Annotated in this window: 11 protein-coding genes; 1 reads left to right on the top strand and 10 read right to left on the bottom strand. The window is 74.1% G+C overall.

The genetic code is table 11. The features are described 5' to 3' along the window. Positions 1-41 precede the first annotated feature (41 nt). From I6A81_RS39210 to I6A81_RS39200, 3 genes are all read right to left on the bottom strand, one after another. Positions 42-1,127, bottom strand: coding sequence for a TauD/TfdA family dioxygenase (locus I6A81_RS39210; RefSeq protein ID WP_203002171.1), 1,086 nt, complete (start codon positions 1,125-1,127; stop codon positions 42-44). A gap of 183 nt (positions 1,128-1,310) precedes the next feature. Next, positions 1,311-2,753 carry an amidohydrolase family protein gene (locus I6A81_RS39205; RefSeq protein WP_203002172.1) on the bottom strand — a complete coding sequence of 481 codons (1,443 nt, stop codon included), beginning with the start codon at positions 2,751-2,753 and terminating at the stop codon, positions 1,311-1,313. Between the two features lie 144 nt (positions 2,754-2,897). Further along, positions 2,898-4,847 (bottom strand): flavin-containing monooxygenase, encoded by a 1,950-nt coding sequence (locus tag I6A81_RS39200; protein WP_203002173.1) that lies wholly within the window; start codon positions 4,845-4,847, stop codon positions 2,898-2,900. 145 nt (positions 4,848-4,992) lie between these two features. Between I6A81_RS39200 and I6A81_RS39195 the strand changes: the two genes are divergently transcribed. Then, positions 4,993-6,435, top strand: coding sequence for an amidase (locus tag I6A81_RS39195; protein WP_203002174.1), 1,443 nt, complete (start codon positions 4,993-4,995; stop codon positions 6,433-6,435). Positions 6,436-6,537: 102 nt separating this feature from the next. Here I6A81_RS39195 and I6A81_RS39190 read toward each other — a convergent pair whose 3' ends face one another. The 7 genes from I6A81_RS39190 to I6A81_RS39160 form a co-directional block, all read right to left on the bottom strand. Beyond that, on the bottom strand, positions 6,538-7,878 hold the full coding sequence (locus tag I6A81_RS39190) for a hypothetical protein (RefSeq protein ID WP_238428769.1): 1,341 nt from the start codon (positions 7,876-7,878) through the stop codon (positions 6,538-6,540). Further along, positions 7,875-8,936: a class I SAM-dependent methyltransferase gene (locus I6A81_RS39185; RefSeq protein ID WP_307875210.1), complete on the bottom strand. Its 1,062-nt coding sequence runs from the start codon at positions 8,934-8,936 to the stop codon at positions 7,875-7,877. Before I6A81_RS39185 ends, I6A81_RS39190 begins: the two co-directional genes overlap by 4 nt. Positions 8,937-9,043: 107 nt before the next feature. Next, the gene (locus tag I6A81_RS39180; RefSeq protein ID WP_203002175.1) at positions 9,044-10,159 is read right to left on the bottom strand and encodes an acetamidase/formamidase family protein; all 1,116 of its coding nucleotides are present in this window, start codon (positions 10,157-10,159) and stop codon (positions 9,044-9,046) included. Next, positions 10,156-11,448: an aromatic ring-hydroxylating oxygenase subunit alpha gene (locus tag I6A81_RS39175; RefSeq protein ID WP_203002176.1), complete on the bottom strand. Its 1,293-nt coding sequence runs from the start codon at positions 11,446-11,448 to the stop codon at positions 10,156-10,158. The genes I6A81_RS39180 and I6A81_RS39175 overlap by 4 nt, the downstream gene beginning before the upstream one ends. A gap of 323 nt (positions 11,449-11,771) precedes the next feature. Further along, positions 11,772-13,211: an amidohydrolase family protein gene (locus I6A81_RS39170; protein WP_203002177.1), complete on the bottom strand. Its 1,440-nt coding sequence runs from the start codon at positions 13,209-13,211 to the stop codon at positions 11,772-11,774. A 3-nt stretch (positions 13,212-13,214) separates the two neighbouring features. Next, positions 13,215-14,381, bottom strand: coding sequence for an acetylserotonin O-methyltransferase (locus tag I6A81_RS39165; protein WP_238428780.1), 1,167 nt, complete (start codon positions 14,379-14,381; stop codon positions 13,215-13,217). Positions 14,382-14,548: 167 nt separating this feature from the next. Beyond that, positions 14,549-15,592, bottom strand: coding sequence for an alcohol dehydrogenase catalytic domain-containing protein (locus tag I6A81_RS39160; protein ID WP_203002178.1), 1,044 nt, complete (start codon positions 15,590-15,592; stop codon positions 14,549-14,551). Between the last annotated feature and the right edge of the window lie 483 nt (positions 15,593-16,075).

Here is a 16,075-nt window from a genome sequence, read left to right as displayed (position 1 = left end):
GTGCCCGGTGCCGGGCGCGGAGCGTCCGGCACGGGACCGCCTTAGTCGCCCCAGCGCTCGCGGATGGTGGCGGCCTCGGCGACGCGGAAGCGGCCGGTGTCGTCGCCGGGGCCGGTCTGGCGGGCGTCGGGCGCGGCAACGACGACGTGCTTGCCGAACTTCGGCACCAGCGGCCGGTCGACGTTGCGGCGCAGCCAGATCCGCAGCAGGTGGCGCTGGTGCGCCCGGTCCGGGCCGTTGACGAACTCGGTCCGCGAGTGCAGCGCGGCGTAGTTCAGCAGCCACTGGATGTCGCCCGGCTGGAAGTCCATGTCCAGGGCGATGCCGGGCTCGTAGGTGATCTCCTCGATGAGCGCCAGTAGCTCCCGCCGCGCCGCGGTGAGCGGCGGGACGCCCGGGTAGCGGTGGGCGGACTCGATCATGTCGCCGCCGGCGTACATGCTGAACGTGCCCTGGGTCCAGCTGACGATCGGCGAGGTGTAGGTGTCGGCGGGCGCGTCCGGGTCCTGCCGGCGCCAGTCGTAGTGCCACGGCTCGGCCATCAGCGGCGCGAGGTCGGGACGGCGGCGGAGCACCTCGTTGTAGACGGTCGCGCCGCTGACCAGGCTGGACAGGCCGCCGGCGGCCGGCGGGCGCAGGCACATCAGCGCGACCGCGTCCGAGCTGTCGGAGTGGAAGGGCAGCTTGTCGCGGGTCCGCGACGGCAGACCGCCCTCCTGGTACTTCTTGTCGGAGACGCCGACGATGTGGTCGAGGACGTCGCCGAGCAGGTTCTGCCGCATCGGCTCGCCCAGGTGCAGCGCGAGGAGGTAGAAGATCGCGGCGGCCAGCGTGTCGTCGTACTCGTCCATCCGGAGGCCACGGATCAGCACGAAGCCACGGCCGGAGTCCATGTCGGCGCCGAAGATCTGGATCGCCGCGGCGCAGGCCGGGAGCGGGTACTCCCCGGCGGTGACGAACCGCAGGTCCGGGTCGTCGGCGACGAACCGGCGGCCTGCCTCCTCCAGCTCGGCGATCTGCTCCTCAGTCAGCCGGAAGATCCACTCATCGGTCCTGGACAGCTCGTCGCCGCGCCAGACGAAGGGTCCGCTGACCGGCTCCAGCGTGGTCGTGTTCGTGCTGCTCATCGGTCATCCCTTCCGCGGATGAGCTTGGTTCGGGCAAGGGCGGGCGAGCACGCGCCGCGCGCGCCGATGAGCGCGACGGATGGGTCGAGCCTTTCCACCGGCCCTTCTGCCCCAAGCCGACCGGCCCTGCTCGCTCGGGGCGGCGGAGACACGGATCGGGGCGGCGGAGAAAGGGCTCATCGGTCAGTTCGCGGTGACGACCGGCCAGGAACGGGGGATCTCGATGCCGGCACGGGCAAGCAGGGCGGCCGACCGCTCCCGTGCCCAGGCCCACAGCTCCGCCTCGTCGACGGTCGTCACGTGCCCGTCGCGCACGACCTGGCGGCCGGCGACGAGCACGTCGCGCACGGTGTGCGTCGGGGCGTTCCAGACGAGCTGGCGGGCGTGGTCACCCAGCGGCACCCAGGCGGGGTCGTCGGCGCGGAAGACGACGAGGTCGGCCTGCTGGCCCGCCGCCAGCGCGCCGGTCACCCCGCCGAGACCGATCGCGGCGGCGCCGCCGACGGTCGCGACCTCGAACGCCTCGTGGGCCAGCAGCGACCGGGCGCCCTCGGCTGGCGCGTCCAGCGACAGGCCGGCGAGCAGGCGGGCCGCGCCGAGCACGTCCACCCGGTCACCCGCGTTGTGGGCGTCGCAGCCGAGCGCCAGGCGGCCCCCGGCCCGCAGGAACGGCACGTGCCGGCCGGCCCGGGTCAGGCCCTGCCCCAGCCGCAGGTAGGCCCACGGGCAGCAGGCGATCGCCGTGCCGGTGTCGACGAGCAGCTCGATCTCGGCCGGCGACATCCAGACCGCGTGCCCGAGCAGCAGGCGCGGGCCGAGGACGCCGAGGGCGGCCAGGTGCTCGGCCGGGCCGCGCCCCGCGCGCCGCTGGTAGGCGTGCACGTCGTCGACGCTGGGCGCGAGGTGCATCGTCAGGCCGGTGTCCAGCTCGTCGGCGAGCGCCGCGGCGCCGACGAGCAGTTCGTCGCTGGCCAGGTCGTGACCGACGAGCGTCACCCAGCCGGTGACCAGCCCGTCGCCGCCGGCGCTCGCCGGCGGGAACGCGCGGACCACCTCGGCCTGGCGGGCGAGCGCCTCACCGGTCGGCAGCGAGTACGGCACGTCCGGGACGTCCCAGCCCCAGGTGCCGAGCGTCGCGCGGATCCCGGCCCGGCGCAGGGCGGCGCCGACGGTCAGCGGGTGCGCGACGGTGCCCGGCTCGACGATCGTCGTCACCCCGGCCCGCAGCGCCTCGACGGCCGTGAGCAGCGCCGAGACCTCGTCGTCCTCCGGGGTGTGCGCCGCGTGCAGCGGCACCGCCCACTCGAAGGTCGACGTTCGCGAGTCGAGGTCGTCCGGGATCGCGCTGCGCGCCAGCACGTCCCCGGTGGTGTGCTGGTGCGCGTCCACCATCCCCGGGGTGACGACGCAGCCCGTAGCGTCCAGCTCCGGCGTCCCCGGGAACGCGGCCCGCACCGCCGCGGCCGACCCGACCATCGCGATCGTCCGGCCGCGCACCGCCACGGCCCCGCCCGCCACGACCCGCCGCCGGGCGTCCATCGTGACGACGTCCCCGCCGACGACCAGCAGGTCCGCGACCTCCGGCCCGGAGGCGACGTCACGCGGCGTCATCGGCTCGGCTGTCATAGCCCGGATGCTAGGAACCGCCGCCGCGCCGCCCTATGTGCTCGCGCCACAAGCCCGGGCCGACCACCTCCACAGCCCGGCGCCATCCGGGTGAGCCTGCTCACAGCGGCAGAGGCGACGCCCTACCGGACAGCGGGGAAGGCGTCAGGTGAAGAGGTAGGCGTCGGGGTCGGCGTGCCGGGTCCACTCGCGGTAGAGGTCGAGCGGCCAGGGGGACAGCGTGTAGATCCGGCCGTTGGGGTTCTTGAAATGGCTGTGCCTGATCGACTCGTGTGACCAGACGAGCTGGGCGAGCTCTGCCTGGGTGCGCTCGACGTAGTCGTCGTGGACCTCGGGGCGCACCTCGCACGACCGGGCGCCGGACAGCAGCGTCTGGCGGATCGCCTCGAGCGCATGGTGCACCTGGAACTCGGAATGGTAGAAGAGGCTGGCGCCGGCGGCGAGGTTCGTGCCCGGGCCGTAGACGCAGAACAGGTTCGGGAAGTTCGGGATCGTGATGCCGAGGTAGGCGGTCGGCTCGTCGCCCCACTGCGCGCGCAGGTTCACGCCGCCCCGGCCCGTCACGTCCATCGAGGCGAGGAAGTCGTTGTGACGGAATCCGGTGGCGTAGCAGATGACGTCGGCGCGGTGATGGACACCGTCGGCGGTGACGATCCCGTCGGGAACGATCCGGTCGATGGCGGCGCGGACGAGCTCGACGTCGTCGCGCGCCAGGGTGCGCAGCCAGGTCCCGTCGTCCTGCAGGATGCGCTTGCCGGCCGCCGGATAGTCCGGGACGACCTTCGGTAACAGGTCGGGCCGGTCCGCGAGCAGCGTCGTCATCCAGCCGGCCAGCGCCTCGGCGCGCTGGGCGTTCCCCGCGTTCACCGACCGGCCGGTCGGGTCGTGGTGGTCCGGGTCGACGCGGTAGGGATCCGTGCCCAGCGCGATCCCCGGGTAGGTCGTGAGAAAGCGGAACCAGCGGCCGTAGAACGGCAGGTGCCGCAGCGCCCACCGTTCCCCGGCCGGCACCGCCGCGTGGTAGAGCCGGTTCGGGATGATCCACTGCGCGGTCCGCTGGAAGATCGTGAGCCGTTTGACGTCGTCGGCGACGGCCGGGCCGATCTGGAAGCCGCTCGCGCCCGCGCCGATCAGCGCGAACCGGGTCCCGGCCAGGTCGAGGCCCTCGGGCCACCGGGCCGAGTGGAACGAGGGCCCCGCGAAGCTGTCCATCCCCGGGATGTCCGGGAGCCTGGGCAGGTTCAGCGAACCGACGGCGCTGATGACGAAGCGGGCGTCCAGAACCTCCTCTGGCCCGTCGGCCGGCCCGTCGGCCGGGCGGACGTGCACGCGCCAGCGGGCCTGCGCGTCGTCCCAGGTCACCCGCGTGACGGTGGTGGCGAACCGGATGCGCGGCCGAAGCCCGTACTTGTCGACGATCGAGGCGAGGTAGGCGCGCAGCTCGGGCTGCCGGCAGTAGTACTCGCTCCAGTGGTGCGCCGGCTCGAAGGAGTAGCAGTACTGATGGCTGCCGATGTCGACGCGGGCGCCCGGGTAGCGGTTCTCCCACCACGTGCCACCCGGGCCGTCGTTCTTCTCGACGATGGTGAACGGCAGGCCCGCCTGGGCGAGGCGGATGCCGGCCAGGATCCCGCCCAGGCCGGCGCCGATCACGACCACCCCGCACTCCGCCTTGGCCGACGCCGGAATCTGGTCGCCCCAGGTGATCGCGCCGGCGTCGCCGCCGTCGAATCCCAGGTCGTCGACGAACAGGTCCGCGAGCCGGCCGCCCACCGGCCGGGTGCCCAGGAAGGCCATCATCTCCAGCAGCAGCTCGCTCTCGAGCTCGCGCGGCTCGCAGCCGGCGTCCCGGTAGGCGGCGATGGCCGGCAGCGCCCGGCGGCGGATCTCGGCCCGCTCGGCTGGCGGCAGCCCGCTCTGGATGTCCAGCGAGTTCGCGACCCGGGGCCGGATGTCGCCGCGGATCCAGGACGGATCGCCGGTCATGTGCACCAGCGAGCACATCAGCGCCGGCACGCTGACGTCCGCCAGCGCCGCCGCGATGGTCTCGTCGTCATCCCGGAAAGGCTCCCCGGCATGGCGGTTCCGCGTCATCCTGCCTCCGCTCGCTGCCTGCGCTCACCCGGCCGCCCGGCCCACCTCCCGCGCAGGGGAATGTGACGCCAGGCACAACCAATAGCGATACCACAAGATTTGTATATTTGATACGGATCGCGGGCGGACCGTTGAGGAGCGTGGCGTGGTGGATGACCTGGAGGTCGCGGCGGGAGACGCCACCGCGCAGGCCGAGCTGGTGCGGCGGGGGGACGTCACGCCCGCGGAGCTGGTCGAGGCCGCGGCGCGGCGGATCGAGGCGCTGGACCCGGCGGTCGGCGCGCTCGTGCACACGCGGTTCGAGCAGGCCCTGCGCGAGGCGCACGGCGAGTTGCCCGACGGGCCGTTTCGCGGGGTGCCGATGGTGCTCAAGGACGCGGTGCAGCACTCGGCCGGCGATCCGTACCAGCACGGGACGCGGTTCCTGCGGGACCGGACGTGGGTGTCGCCCGCCGACAGCGAGCTGACCCGGCGGTACCGGGCGGCCGGATTCGTGATCGTCGGGCGGTCGAAGGTGCCGGAGCTGACGAGCGCGACGACGACCGAGCCGCTGGCGCACGGCCCGGCGCGCAACCCGTGGAACCTCGACCACTCGACCGGCGGCTCCAGTGGAGGCTCGGCGGCGGCGGTGGCCGCCGGGATGGTGCCGGTCGGGCACGCGAACGACATGGGCGGCTCGATCCGGATCCCCGCGTCATGCTGCGGGCTGGTCGGGCTCAAGCCGACCCGGGACCGGATGTCGCTCGCGCCCGCCGGCCAGTACTGGGGCCCGCTCACCCACGAGCACGTGGTCTGCCACAGCGTGCGGGACACGGCGGCGATCCTCGACGCCACGGCCGGGCCGGTCCCGGGTGACCTGCACACCGCGCCGCCCCCGGCCAGGGCCTGGGCGGCGGAGGTGGGCGCGCCCGTCGCGCCGCTGCGAGTCGGGCTCCTGACCGGCCAGCCGGACGGCGAGCCGTTCCACCCGGACTGCGCGGCGGCGGCGCAGGCCGCCGGGCGGCTGTTGGAGGAGCTGGGCCACGCCGTGGAGCCGGTCAGCGCCGACGGGCTCGCCGGCGACGGCGCCGGCCGGTGGGCGTTCCACCTCGTCACCGCGGTGGGGATCGCGCAGGCGGTCGCCGGCTGGGAGCGTCTGCTCGGCGAGCCCGTCACCGACCTGGAGCCGATGAACGCGACGCTCGTCGAGCACGGCCGGGCCGTCTCGGGCATCGAGCTGCTGGCCGCGATCGACGACCTGGCCGCCTGGAGCCGCCGGATCACCGCCGCCTACGCCGGCTACGACGTGCTGCTGTCCCCCACGATCCCGATCCCGCCGATCCGCCTGGGCGTCGCCGACCCCACCCAGCCCGTCCAGGTCCAGGGACCGCTGCACGCCCAGATCGCCTCGCTGGTCCTCCCCTACGACGTCACCGGCCAGCCCGCCATCTCGCTCCCGCTGGCCACCGGCGCCGACGGTCTGCCCATCGGAGTCCAGCTCGCCGCCCGCCACGGCCGCGAGGACGTCCTGATCGCCCTGGCCTCCGCCCTCGAACAGGCCGCCCCCTGGTCCGCCCGCCGCTCCCCGGTGGCGACTTCCGCGCTCTAGAAGACCGTCGACTTGCTCATCGGCCGCGAGCAGCCCGCTGTTACTTACAGCTGGTGTAACTAACAGGCGATGTAAGTTACAGCTGATGTAGGTAAGGGCAGTTCACGCCTCCGGGCTGGTCGCCGCGGTGAGGTGGTGGGCGAGGGTGGCGGCGTGCAGGTCGGTCAGATGGCTCGTCGTCGCGCGCGCGCCGGTCAGGTCGTCGATCAGGGCGGGGAGGCGGCGGCGGAGCCTGGCGGGCTGAGCGTCCAGCCGGGCCGCCACCGCCTCCAGCGAGCCGTCCGTCTCCAGGTAGGCGGAGAGCAGGTCCACGCCCGCCGGGTCGAGGCCGGCCAGGACGCGCTCGGCGAACGCGCGGAGCTTCTCGGCGGGGACGCCGAGCAGCAGGCGCTCCAGGCCGAGCTCGTCGAACAGCAGCGTGCTCCGTTCCTGCTCCGGGTCGCGCTCGTGGCTGGTGCGCAGCAGGGCGAGCACGGCGTCCGCGGAGCGGAACGAGGCCGCGGTCTCCGCGGGGTCGACCGGGTCGCCGGGAACCGCCGGGCCGGCGGCGGCGAGCACCGCGCGCGGCGAGCCGAGCTGGTAGGCGAGATGGCTGCACAACCGGGAGAGCTCGGCCGGGACGTCGCCGGACAGCAGCGTCCAGGCCCGCTCGCCCTCGCGCAGCACCGGGAAGCCGATCGGCCCCCAGGCCGCCGCCCACGCTTCCAGATCGGTATCCATGTACCGCAGGGCGACGCCGGCGTGCGGGATGGTCACGTCCAGACCGAAGCTCTCGGCGACCCGGACGAACTCGGCCGCCGGACGGATCGCGCCGTGCCGGATGTCGTCGAGGACGACGTCCACCCGCCGGGCGAGCGCCGCCGCGTGCGCCTCCCGCCGGACCGCGACGATCGCCAGCGCCGTCGAGGCCGCCGCCACCAGCTGGCAGGCCCATCCCCCAGCCGAGTCAGGACAGACAGCGGGAGAAAGGTCCGCCTCGATGAGGAGAGCGCCCAGGTAGCGGTTGCCCATGCGAACCGGGGCGCCGTGACCGCGCCAGCCGTCCCGGCAGACGACAGGCGCGGCGGCGCGGCCGAGGGCGGCGCTGATGACAGGCCCGAGCGACGGGGCCACCAGCAGGGCCGCGATGGCGACCGCGCTGCTGCCACGCCCGCGCGCGTCCCCCCGGGCCACCCCGTCGACCGCTCCTCTGTCAGCCTCTCCCGCACCGGCCGCCGCCGGCTGGTCGGAGGCGGCGAGCAGGTTGCCAGCCATGTCGAGAAGGCGGACGGGGCGGAGAACAGCGGCGGCGAGCTGGGCCAGCAGCTCCGGCCACTCCGCGCCGTCGAGCGCGGCGGCGACCAGATCGGCCTCCAGCTGGGCCGGATCCACCGAGGCACGGGGCGCCCCGTTGGCCGCGGCCTGGCCGACCTCGGTCGCCGCGACGGTCACGGACGCCGTCATGGCGGTGGCGCCTGGCCGGGCTCGGTGGCGACGACGACGAGCTGGCCAGGGAGGAACTGGCGGGTGGTCCAGGCGACGAGGCCGACCTCGGCGAGCCACGACAGCAGCGTGGGCAGCTCGACGACCTCCGCCTCGTAGGTGTTGGCGAGCAGCGTGAGCGCCATCGACTGCGGCAGGCTGCCCTCCAGGCCGCGCCCGGCGGGCGGCTCGGCGGGGCGGAAGTAGTCGGAGATGACGACGAACCCGCCGGGGCGCAGCGCGCCGCGGGCCCGCAGCAGCAGCGCCTTGGCGAGGTCGGCGGACTGCAGGCCGATGGCGTGGCCGATCGTGACGACCGCCGCCTCGCCGATGGGCAGGACGGCGTCGAGGTAGCTGCCGGCGCGCACGTCGAAACGGTCGGCGACGCCGTGCTCGGCGGCCGCCGCCTCGGCGAACGGGGTGATCGTCGGCAGGTCGACCGCCAGCGCCTTCGCGCGCGGCCAGGCCCGTAGCATCCCGATCGCCCACGGCGCGGCGCCAGCGCCGAGGTCCAGGACGAGCGCGCCCTCCCCCGGGTCGGGGAGCAGCGCCGCGGTGGCCTGGGCGACGGCCTGCTGGGTGGGGGCGCTCGCGATCGCGAGCCGGCCGTAGAACAGGCCGGCGTCGTCCTCGACGGAACGGGTCGGCCGGCCGCGGCGCAGCGTCGCCGACAGCTCGGGCCAGGCGGTGCGCGGGCCGGGCGAGTACCGCACCATCTCGACCATGGACAGTGGCGAGTCGCGCAGCAGGTAGCCGCGGGTCGTCGGCGTCAGGCCGAAGACCCGGTCGCCCGCGGTCGTCAGCAGGCCGGCGGTGACCAGGAAGTCGAGCACGACGGCCAGCCGGCGGGACGCCACCCCGGTGGCCTCCGCGAGCTCGTCGAGCCCGCGCGGCCCGCCGGCCAGTTCCTCGAAGACACCCAGGTCGAGCGCGGCGACGACCAGCCAGTACCGGGTGTAACCGGTGATGACCTCCCAGACCGGTGTGGGCGGCCCGGCCGGGAACACCAGCCCGCCCGCCTGCTCCTCCTCCGCCGTCACCGCCACCTCCCGTCCGCGCATCGTATGCCCCGGCCCGAGGCCCACAGACCCGAATCCGGTCACACCGAGTAATCTCCCCGAGCGTCCTCGTTTCCAGGACAACCGGGCTAAAGGGCCGGGAAGTCACTCTTGCGGATCTTGCAGTGGACGCCCTTGACGTCGTCGACGACCTGGCTGACCGCGAAGTCGGCGGCGGCGGACAGGTAGGCCATCGCGTTCGCGCGGCTCATCCCGACCTTGGTGGACAGGAAGCCGATCGCGGCGCGGGTGGCCTTGCGCATCGCCTCGTTCAGGTCGCGGTCCATGCCGACGGGGATCCAGTACTGGTCGGTCTCGCCGAACGGCTCGCGCAGCGCCCCGATGACCCGGTCGGCCTCGAGGCCCTTGAGCACGTCGAGGACGACCGTGGCCCGCAGCGGCGCCTCGAGCGCGGTGAGCGCGACCTCGCCGTCGCCCTGGGCGTAGTGCGGGTCGCCGACGTAGAACAGGCCGCCGTCGACCTGGACCGGCAGGTAGAAGGTGCTGCCGGCGCCGAGCATCGCGATGTCGTGGTTGCCGCCGTGGCGGCCGGGCGGGACGGAGCCCACGGGGCCGGTGGTGTCCGGGGCGACGCCCATGATCCCGAGGAACGGGGCGAGCGGGAAGACGGCCTCCGCGTTCGGCAGGCCGGGGTTGCCGAAGGGCAGGACGCCGTAGTCGACGCCGCCGACGGCGCGGGTCCTGGCGAAGGTGAGCACCGAGCCGTAACGCTCGGGGTGGTCCTTGTCGGCGTCGGGGTGCCGGGCGGTTCCCTCGGGGAACTCACCGGCCAGGCAGCCCAGGCCATGACGGTTGGAGATGACGCCGAACGTGGCGCGCAGCTCGAGGTTCACGACGCGGACGCGCAGCACGTCGCCGGCGGCGGCGCCGTCGACCCGGATCGGGCCGGTGACGATGTGCGGGCCGGCGTCGAACGCGTGCTCCAGCCCGGAGGCGGCGATCGCGACCTGGTCGGCCGGGATCTCCGCCGGCCGCACGCCGTGGGAGCCGAAGTAGGCGACCGGGTCGCGCCCCTGATCCTCCATGATCCCCTCGTGGCTGACCGTTTCGATGGTCACCGCCGTGCCGGGGACGACCTTCAGGACGGGCTCGGCCGCCGCGTTCGGCAGGAAGCCCCAGCGAACGGTCTCCGGCGTGGAGGCCAGGAAGGCGGTGCTCGTCGACGTGCTGACGGTGGCGGTCATGCGGCAACCTCACGGGCGGTCGGGTCGGAAACCGGCGCGAGGGCCGGGGCACTGTCGGACGGTGCGGCGTCGGGAGAGGACGCGGTTCCTGGAGACGAGGCGGTTCCTGGAGACGAGGCGTCGCGGCCGCCGCCGGGCCAGCCCTCGGTGTAGCGGCGCACCAGCCACTGGTTGAACTGCTGCTGTGCCTCCTCCAGGTAGGAGTACCGGCCACGCGGCGCGAACCGGCTCGTCAGGCCCTGCTGGACGCCGGTGGTCGCCATGACGTCCTGGGCGACGATGCCGTTCACGCCGGCCTCGGAAAGCTGGAACTTCTCCTCGAACAGCCGATCGCGCAGCGCGTCCGGATGGAAGAGGTAGTGCACCTCCACCTCGATGTGGCCGGCGTCCTTCGGCCGGATCAGGAAGTAGAACGCCTGGTCGGGCGCGACGCCGAGGCACAGCGTCGGCGGCACGAGCGCGAACGCGGCCCGCGAGCGCTCCTCCTCCGTGAGCCCCGGGAATATGGGCAGCAGCGCCTTCTGCAGCGCGTTGAAACCACCGTCCGGGAACAGGAAGCCGTTGGTCCGGGCGATCGCGGCGTCGTCGGGCGCGTATGGCAGGAACGACGAGCGGTTGGACGGGCAGAAGTCGTGCACGCCCGCGTGCAGCCGGCTGGCGTGGTAACCGTCGTTGAAGTTCTCGAACATCACCTTCCAGTTCCACGGCATGGAAGGGCTCTCGAACGACTTGCGGGAGACGCACCTGTCGAGCTCGTAGTGCGCGAACAACTCGTCGAGCTTGGCCAGCCGCGGCGCGAGCGGCTCGGGGTTGGCCTTCAGGCTGGTGAAGACGAAACCCTGCCAGATCTCCACCGGGAGCGACGGCAGGCCCCACTGGGACTTGTCGAAACCCTCGGTGCGGTCCATCTCGCGGGCGCCGACGAGGCCGCCGTCCAGGCCGTAGGTCCAGTGGTGGTAGGCGCACTTGAACGCCCGGCAGTTGCCCCTGCCCTCGCTCACGAGCATGCCGCGGTGCTGGCAGACCGGGGAGAGCACCCGGACCGTGCCGTCATGGCCGCGGACCAGGGTGAGCCGCTCCCCGACGAGCTCGACGTTGGTGTAGTCGCCGGGGTTCGGGACGTCGGACGCACGGCCGAGGCAAAGCCATTCCTGGCCGAAGACCGCCTCCTTCTCGAAGGCGAAGAACTCCTCGTCGGTGTAGCAGGTGGCCGGGAGCGTGCTCGCCCGCGCGGTGGGGAGCACCGAGTCCGCGAAGGATTCCAGCAACTGCGGGGTGAGAACCGTCATGGCATCCTCCCGGAAACGTTTCGTGGCGGCGGTAGTCAGACGCGGATAATCAGTCGCGCGTGAAAGGCAGGTGGTCAGACCAGCGGCCAGCGGGCCTTGTGGCGATCGGCTCGAAGGTCGCTGGCGCGACCCAGACCTCCCAGATAGCTTCGTGATCCGGCAAGGACCCCGGCCGCCCGCCGGTCGGGCGCTGAGCGCCCCCCCATAGTTGGTATCGGGGTCGCGTCCAGAACATCCGGGGTCGGGTTGGTGGATCAGACGACGAAAGTGCGGTCACGGGAACGAAGGTCCGGTCACGGGAATTGCTGGTCGGCTACTGCCGGTCACAGGACCGGCCAGCGGGCCTTGTTGGGCAGGCCGGAGCGGGTGGTGATGGCCTCGCCGGCAGCCTGCGCCTCGGCGTAGAGACGGTCCTCGTCGACCGTCGTGTGGTGGTAGTTCTCGACGACGCGGTGGCCGTCCACCCAGACGCTGTGGACACCGCGGCCGTCGGCCGACCAGACGAGCTGGTTGGCGACGTTGAGCAGTGGGCGCCATTCGGGCCGGTCGGTGTCGTGGGCGACGAGGTCGGCCTTGCGGCCCGGAGCCAGCACTCCGATCTGGTCCTCCAGGCCCAGGCCGCGCGCGCCCGCGAGCGTGGCCATCTCGAAGGCCTGCTCGGCGGGGAACATGGTCGCGTCGCGCCGGCCGTCCTTGAACAGGCCGGCGACCAGGTAGGTCGCCCGCATCAGGTCGGAGTAGTTGGAGGCGTTGTTGCCGTCGGTTCCGATCGCGACGTTGACGCCCTTGGCGACCATCTCGGGGAACTTGCCGATCTGGGTGATGCCGTAGGAGACCTTCAGCGCCGTCGTCGGGCAGGGCGCCACGGAGGTGCCGGTGGCCGCCAGGATGTCGATCTCGTTGTCGTCGACGTGCACGGCGTGGGTGAGGATCACGTTCTCGCCGAGCACGCCGAGGTCGGCCAGGTGCTCCATCGGGCGCCGGTCGTAGGTGGCGAGGAAGTACTCGGGGTCCAGGTGCGCCGGGGACATGTGGAAGGACAGGCCGGTGCCGCGCTCGCGGGCGAGCTCGGCGGCCGCCTTCCACAGCTCGTCGGTGCAGGTCGTGTGGCCGACGAGGATCGGCCAGGCGGCCAGCCGCCCGTCCGCGACGCTCGCGAACCGGTCCAGCTCGTCGACCAGCCCCTTGATCGCCTCGTCCGTCGTCTGCCGGTAGACCTCCGGTTCTGGCGGCAGGTCCCAGGTCCAGCGGCCGACCCGGCCGCGGATGCCGGTCTCGACGAGGCCGTCGACGACGGCGTCCAGGAACCGGATCGTGCCGGCCTCCAGGAAGGTGGTGGTGCCGCTGCGCAGCATCTCCAGCGCCGCGAGCTGGCCGGACAGGCGTTCCTCGCGCTCGTCGTAGTGGGAGTAGAGCGGGGTGAGCCAGACGAAGACGTTCTCGAAGAACGGCGTGTCGTCGGGCACGTAGCCACGGGTCAGCGGCTCGCCGGTGATGTGGATGTGGGTGTTGACCAGGCCGGGGGTGAGCACGAAGCGCCGGCCGTCGACCAGCTCACGGGCGCCGAAGGCCGCGAGCACGTCGGCGGTCTTGCCGACGGCGGCGATCGTGTCGCCGTCTATGGCGACGGCGCCGTCGCTGATCACCCGGCGTTCGGCGTCCATCGTGACGACGAGCGCCCCGGAGATGATCGTGTCGACCTGGCGGGGAGTGGCTCCGAGGGCCGGCTGGGTCTGGGCGCGGAGTGTCTCGTCGGAGGTCATGCGTTACTCCCTGCTCTCAGACGGAGGGAAGACCGACCCGAGGGGCCGTAGCCCGGGCCGCGCGACGGGCCGGGGCGCGGTCCCGCCGGGCCGGGTGGCGGTCAGCACGGTCTGACCGGGCAGCGGGGTGTAGGTGGGCCCCAGTTCCAGGCCGGCGGCGCGTGCCCAGGCGCGCAGGTCGGCGGCATGGAACGCGCCCTGGCCGCCGGTGGTGGCGAGGATCGTCAGCGCCATCAGCGTCTCGGTGGTGGCCGCCGGCGAGGGTGTCTCGGGGCGCGGGTAGTCGGCGACGACGAGCGTCCCGCCCGGTCGCAGCGCCGCGGCGGCCCGCGCGACCAGCCGGCGCGCCCCGCCGCGCGGCTCGGTGCGCAGCACGTGGCCGAGGACGACGACGTCGGCGCCGGCCTCCGGCAGCTCGACCCGGTGGAAGCTGCCGGCGACGACGTCCAGCCGGTCGCCGGCGGGATCGGCGGCGGCCGCCTCGCGGGTGACGTGGACGACCTCGGGCAGTTCGACGGCGAGCCCGCGGGCGGCGGGCCAGGCCTCGAGGAACGCCAGCGCCCACGGCGCCGCGCCGGCGCCCAGGTCGACGACCAGCGGCGCCGGGCCGCGCGCGGCCGTGAGCTCGCGGGCCACGGCGGCGGCGACCGCCCGCTGGATCGGCGCCGTGCCGCGCGCGAGGTTCGGGTAGAAGGCGCCCGGGTCGTCCTCGACGCGGGCGCTCGGCGCGCCGCGCCGCAGCGTCTCCGCGAGCTCCGGCCACCGCTCGTGCGGGCCGGGCGCCTCGCGCACCAGCCGCGCCATCGACCGCTGGCCGTCGGTGAGCAGGTAGTTGGCGGCGACGAGGCCCAGGGCGTACCGGAGCCCGCCCGGACCGGCGGCGTCGTCAGCCGGCCCGGGCGGCGTCTGGGCCGGCGCCCCGGCCGGTCCGGCGGCCGGCGTCGCGGTCGGCGCGGCGGTGAGCAGTTCCATGGCGACCAGCGCGTCGGCGAGCAGCCCGGCGCGGTGGGCGTCGACGCCGACCGCCTCGGCGAGCCCCGCCGCGTCCAGCGGCCCGGACGCGAGCGCCTCGAACAGGCCGAGGTCGAGCGCCGCGACGAGCGCCCAGTAGCGCCGGAAGCCATGGATGACCTCCCACACGGCCGCCGGCGTCGGCGGCGCGGGAGGCAGCGAAGCGGGAAGCGGAGAAGGCGGACTCGGCCACGGCCCTGACGGGGGGTTCTGGGCTGTGGCCGAGCCGCCGCTCGGGGGCGCGGACATCGGCGCGGCGCAGGCATCCGCCGCGGTCTCCGGTCCGCTCTCGGGGCTCCCGCCGGGGTGCATGGCCTCTATGGGGTTCACGGCCTCAGCAGGACCTTGCCGATGGCCCGGCGTTCCTCGAGCCGGGTCTGCGCGGCGGCGGCGTCGGCGAGCGCGAACTCGGCGTCGACCGGGGTGACGAGCCCGCCGCGCCAGTAGCGTTCCAGCACCTGGGCGAACTCGCGGGCCGGGTACGGGTCGGAGCCGAGGAACTTCAGGCCGAAGTGGAAGGCGTACTCCAGCGGGATCGTCACCTCGGGTCCGGTGGTGTCACCGACGAAGACGAGCCGGCCCCGTGGCGCGAGGCTGAAGACGGACGCCGGCCAGGTGGCGGGGCCTACGTGGTCGAGCACCATGTCGACGCCGCGCCCGCCGGTCGCCGCCTTCACCGCGCCGACGACGTCCTCGGTGGGGGTGTCGGCGCCGGCGAGCACGAGGTGGTCGGCGCCGATCGAGCCCGCGAACGCGAGCTTGTCCGCGCTGCTGGCGGTGGCGACGACCGTGGCGCCGAGCTGCTTGGCGAGCTGGATCGCGGCGAGGCTGACGCCGCTGGCGGCGGCGTGGACGAGCACGGTCTCGCCGGCGGTCAGCCCACCGGTGGCGCTGACGGCGTGCCAGGCGGTGGACCAGATCGTCGGCACCAGCGCCGCCTCGGCCAGCGGCACGTGGTCGGGGACGAGGTGCGCGTTGCGCGCGGGCACCAGCACGTATTCGGCGTAGCCACCGGCGGTGGTCGCGCCGATGACCCTCGTCTGGTGGCAGAAGCCGTCGTCGCCCGCGAGGCAGGTCGGGCAGGAGAAGCAGGGAACCCCGGGGTTGACGACCACCCGGTCGCCGGAGGCGAGCGTCGTCACCTCGGGCCCGACGGCGGCGACCGTGCCGGCGACGTCCATGCCGGCGATGTGCGGCAGCGCGAAGCCGGGGATCTTGGCTGGCCCGCGCCGCTGCATGATGTCCAGATGGTTCACGCCGCAGGCCGCGACCTGGACGACGACCTCACCGGGACCCGGCGTCGGGTCCGGGACCGACTCGACGGCGAGCACCTCGACACCGCCGAACCCGCGCTGTAGGACCGCCCGCACGCCGCCTCCCGCTGTCCGCCGTCTGTGCCGATGACCCCGTGTCGATGACCCTGTGCCGACGACGAGGAACCAGGCGCCCCGCGCCCCGGGCGCGGCCGGCCTCACCGTCCGAACGCCGCCGGCGTCGGCGGCAGTACTGACCGTAGGTCGGGCGGGTGGACGGACCGATGTGCCCGGCGCACAAACGCGCCCGGCCGGCCGCCGGCGGCGGGCGGGTGGACGGCGGCCCGCGGCGAGGCCGCGTAGCACGGCCGAAACAGTGTGCCCCGCGTCTCGTTCCCGGGGCGGGGCACGAAGGCCGGAGCCCGGGAGCGCGGGGCAGGCGCGCCGCGCCGGCCCGGTCCGGACAGCGGTCAGGCCCGGCGCGTCACGTCGACCCGCCCGGGCGGGCCGGGGCGTGGGGGGGGGCGGGTAGCGTCGGGGCGCGGGCCAGCCCAGGTCCGCGCCCGTCCCCGCCGCCGTCCGAGAGGGCTGCCAGCCCTT

The sequence above is a fragment of the Frankia nepalensis genome (assembly GCF_016786325.1).
Lineage (GTDB): Bacteria > Actinomycetota > Actinomycetes > Frankiales > Frankiaceae > Pseudofrankia > Pseudofrankia nepalensis.
This window is presented reverse-complemented; position numbering and strand designations above follow the sequence as displayed.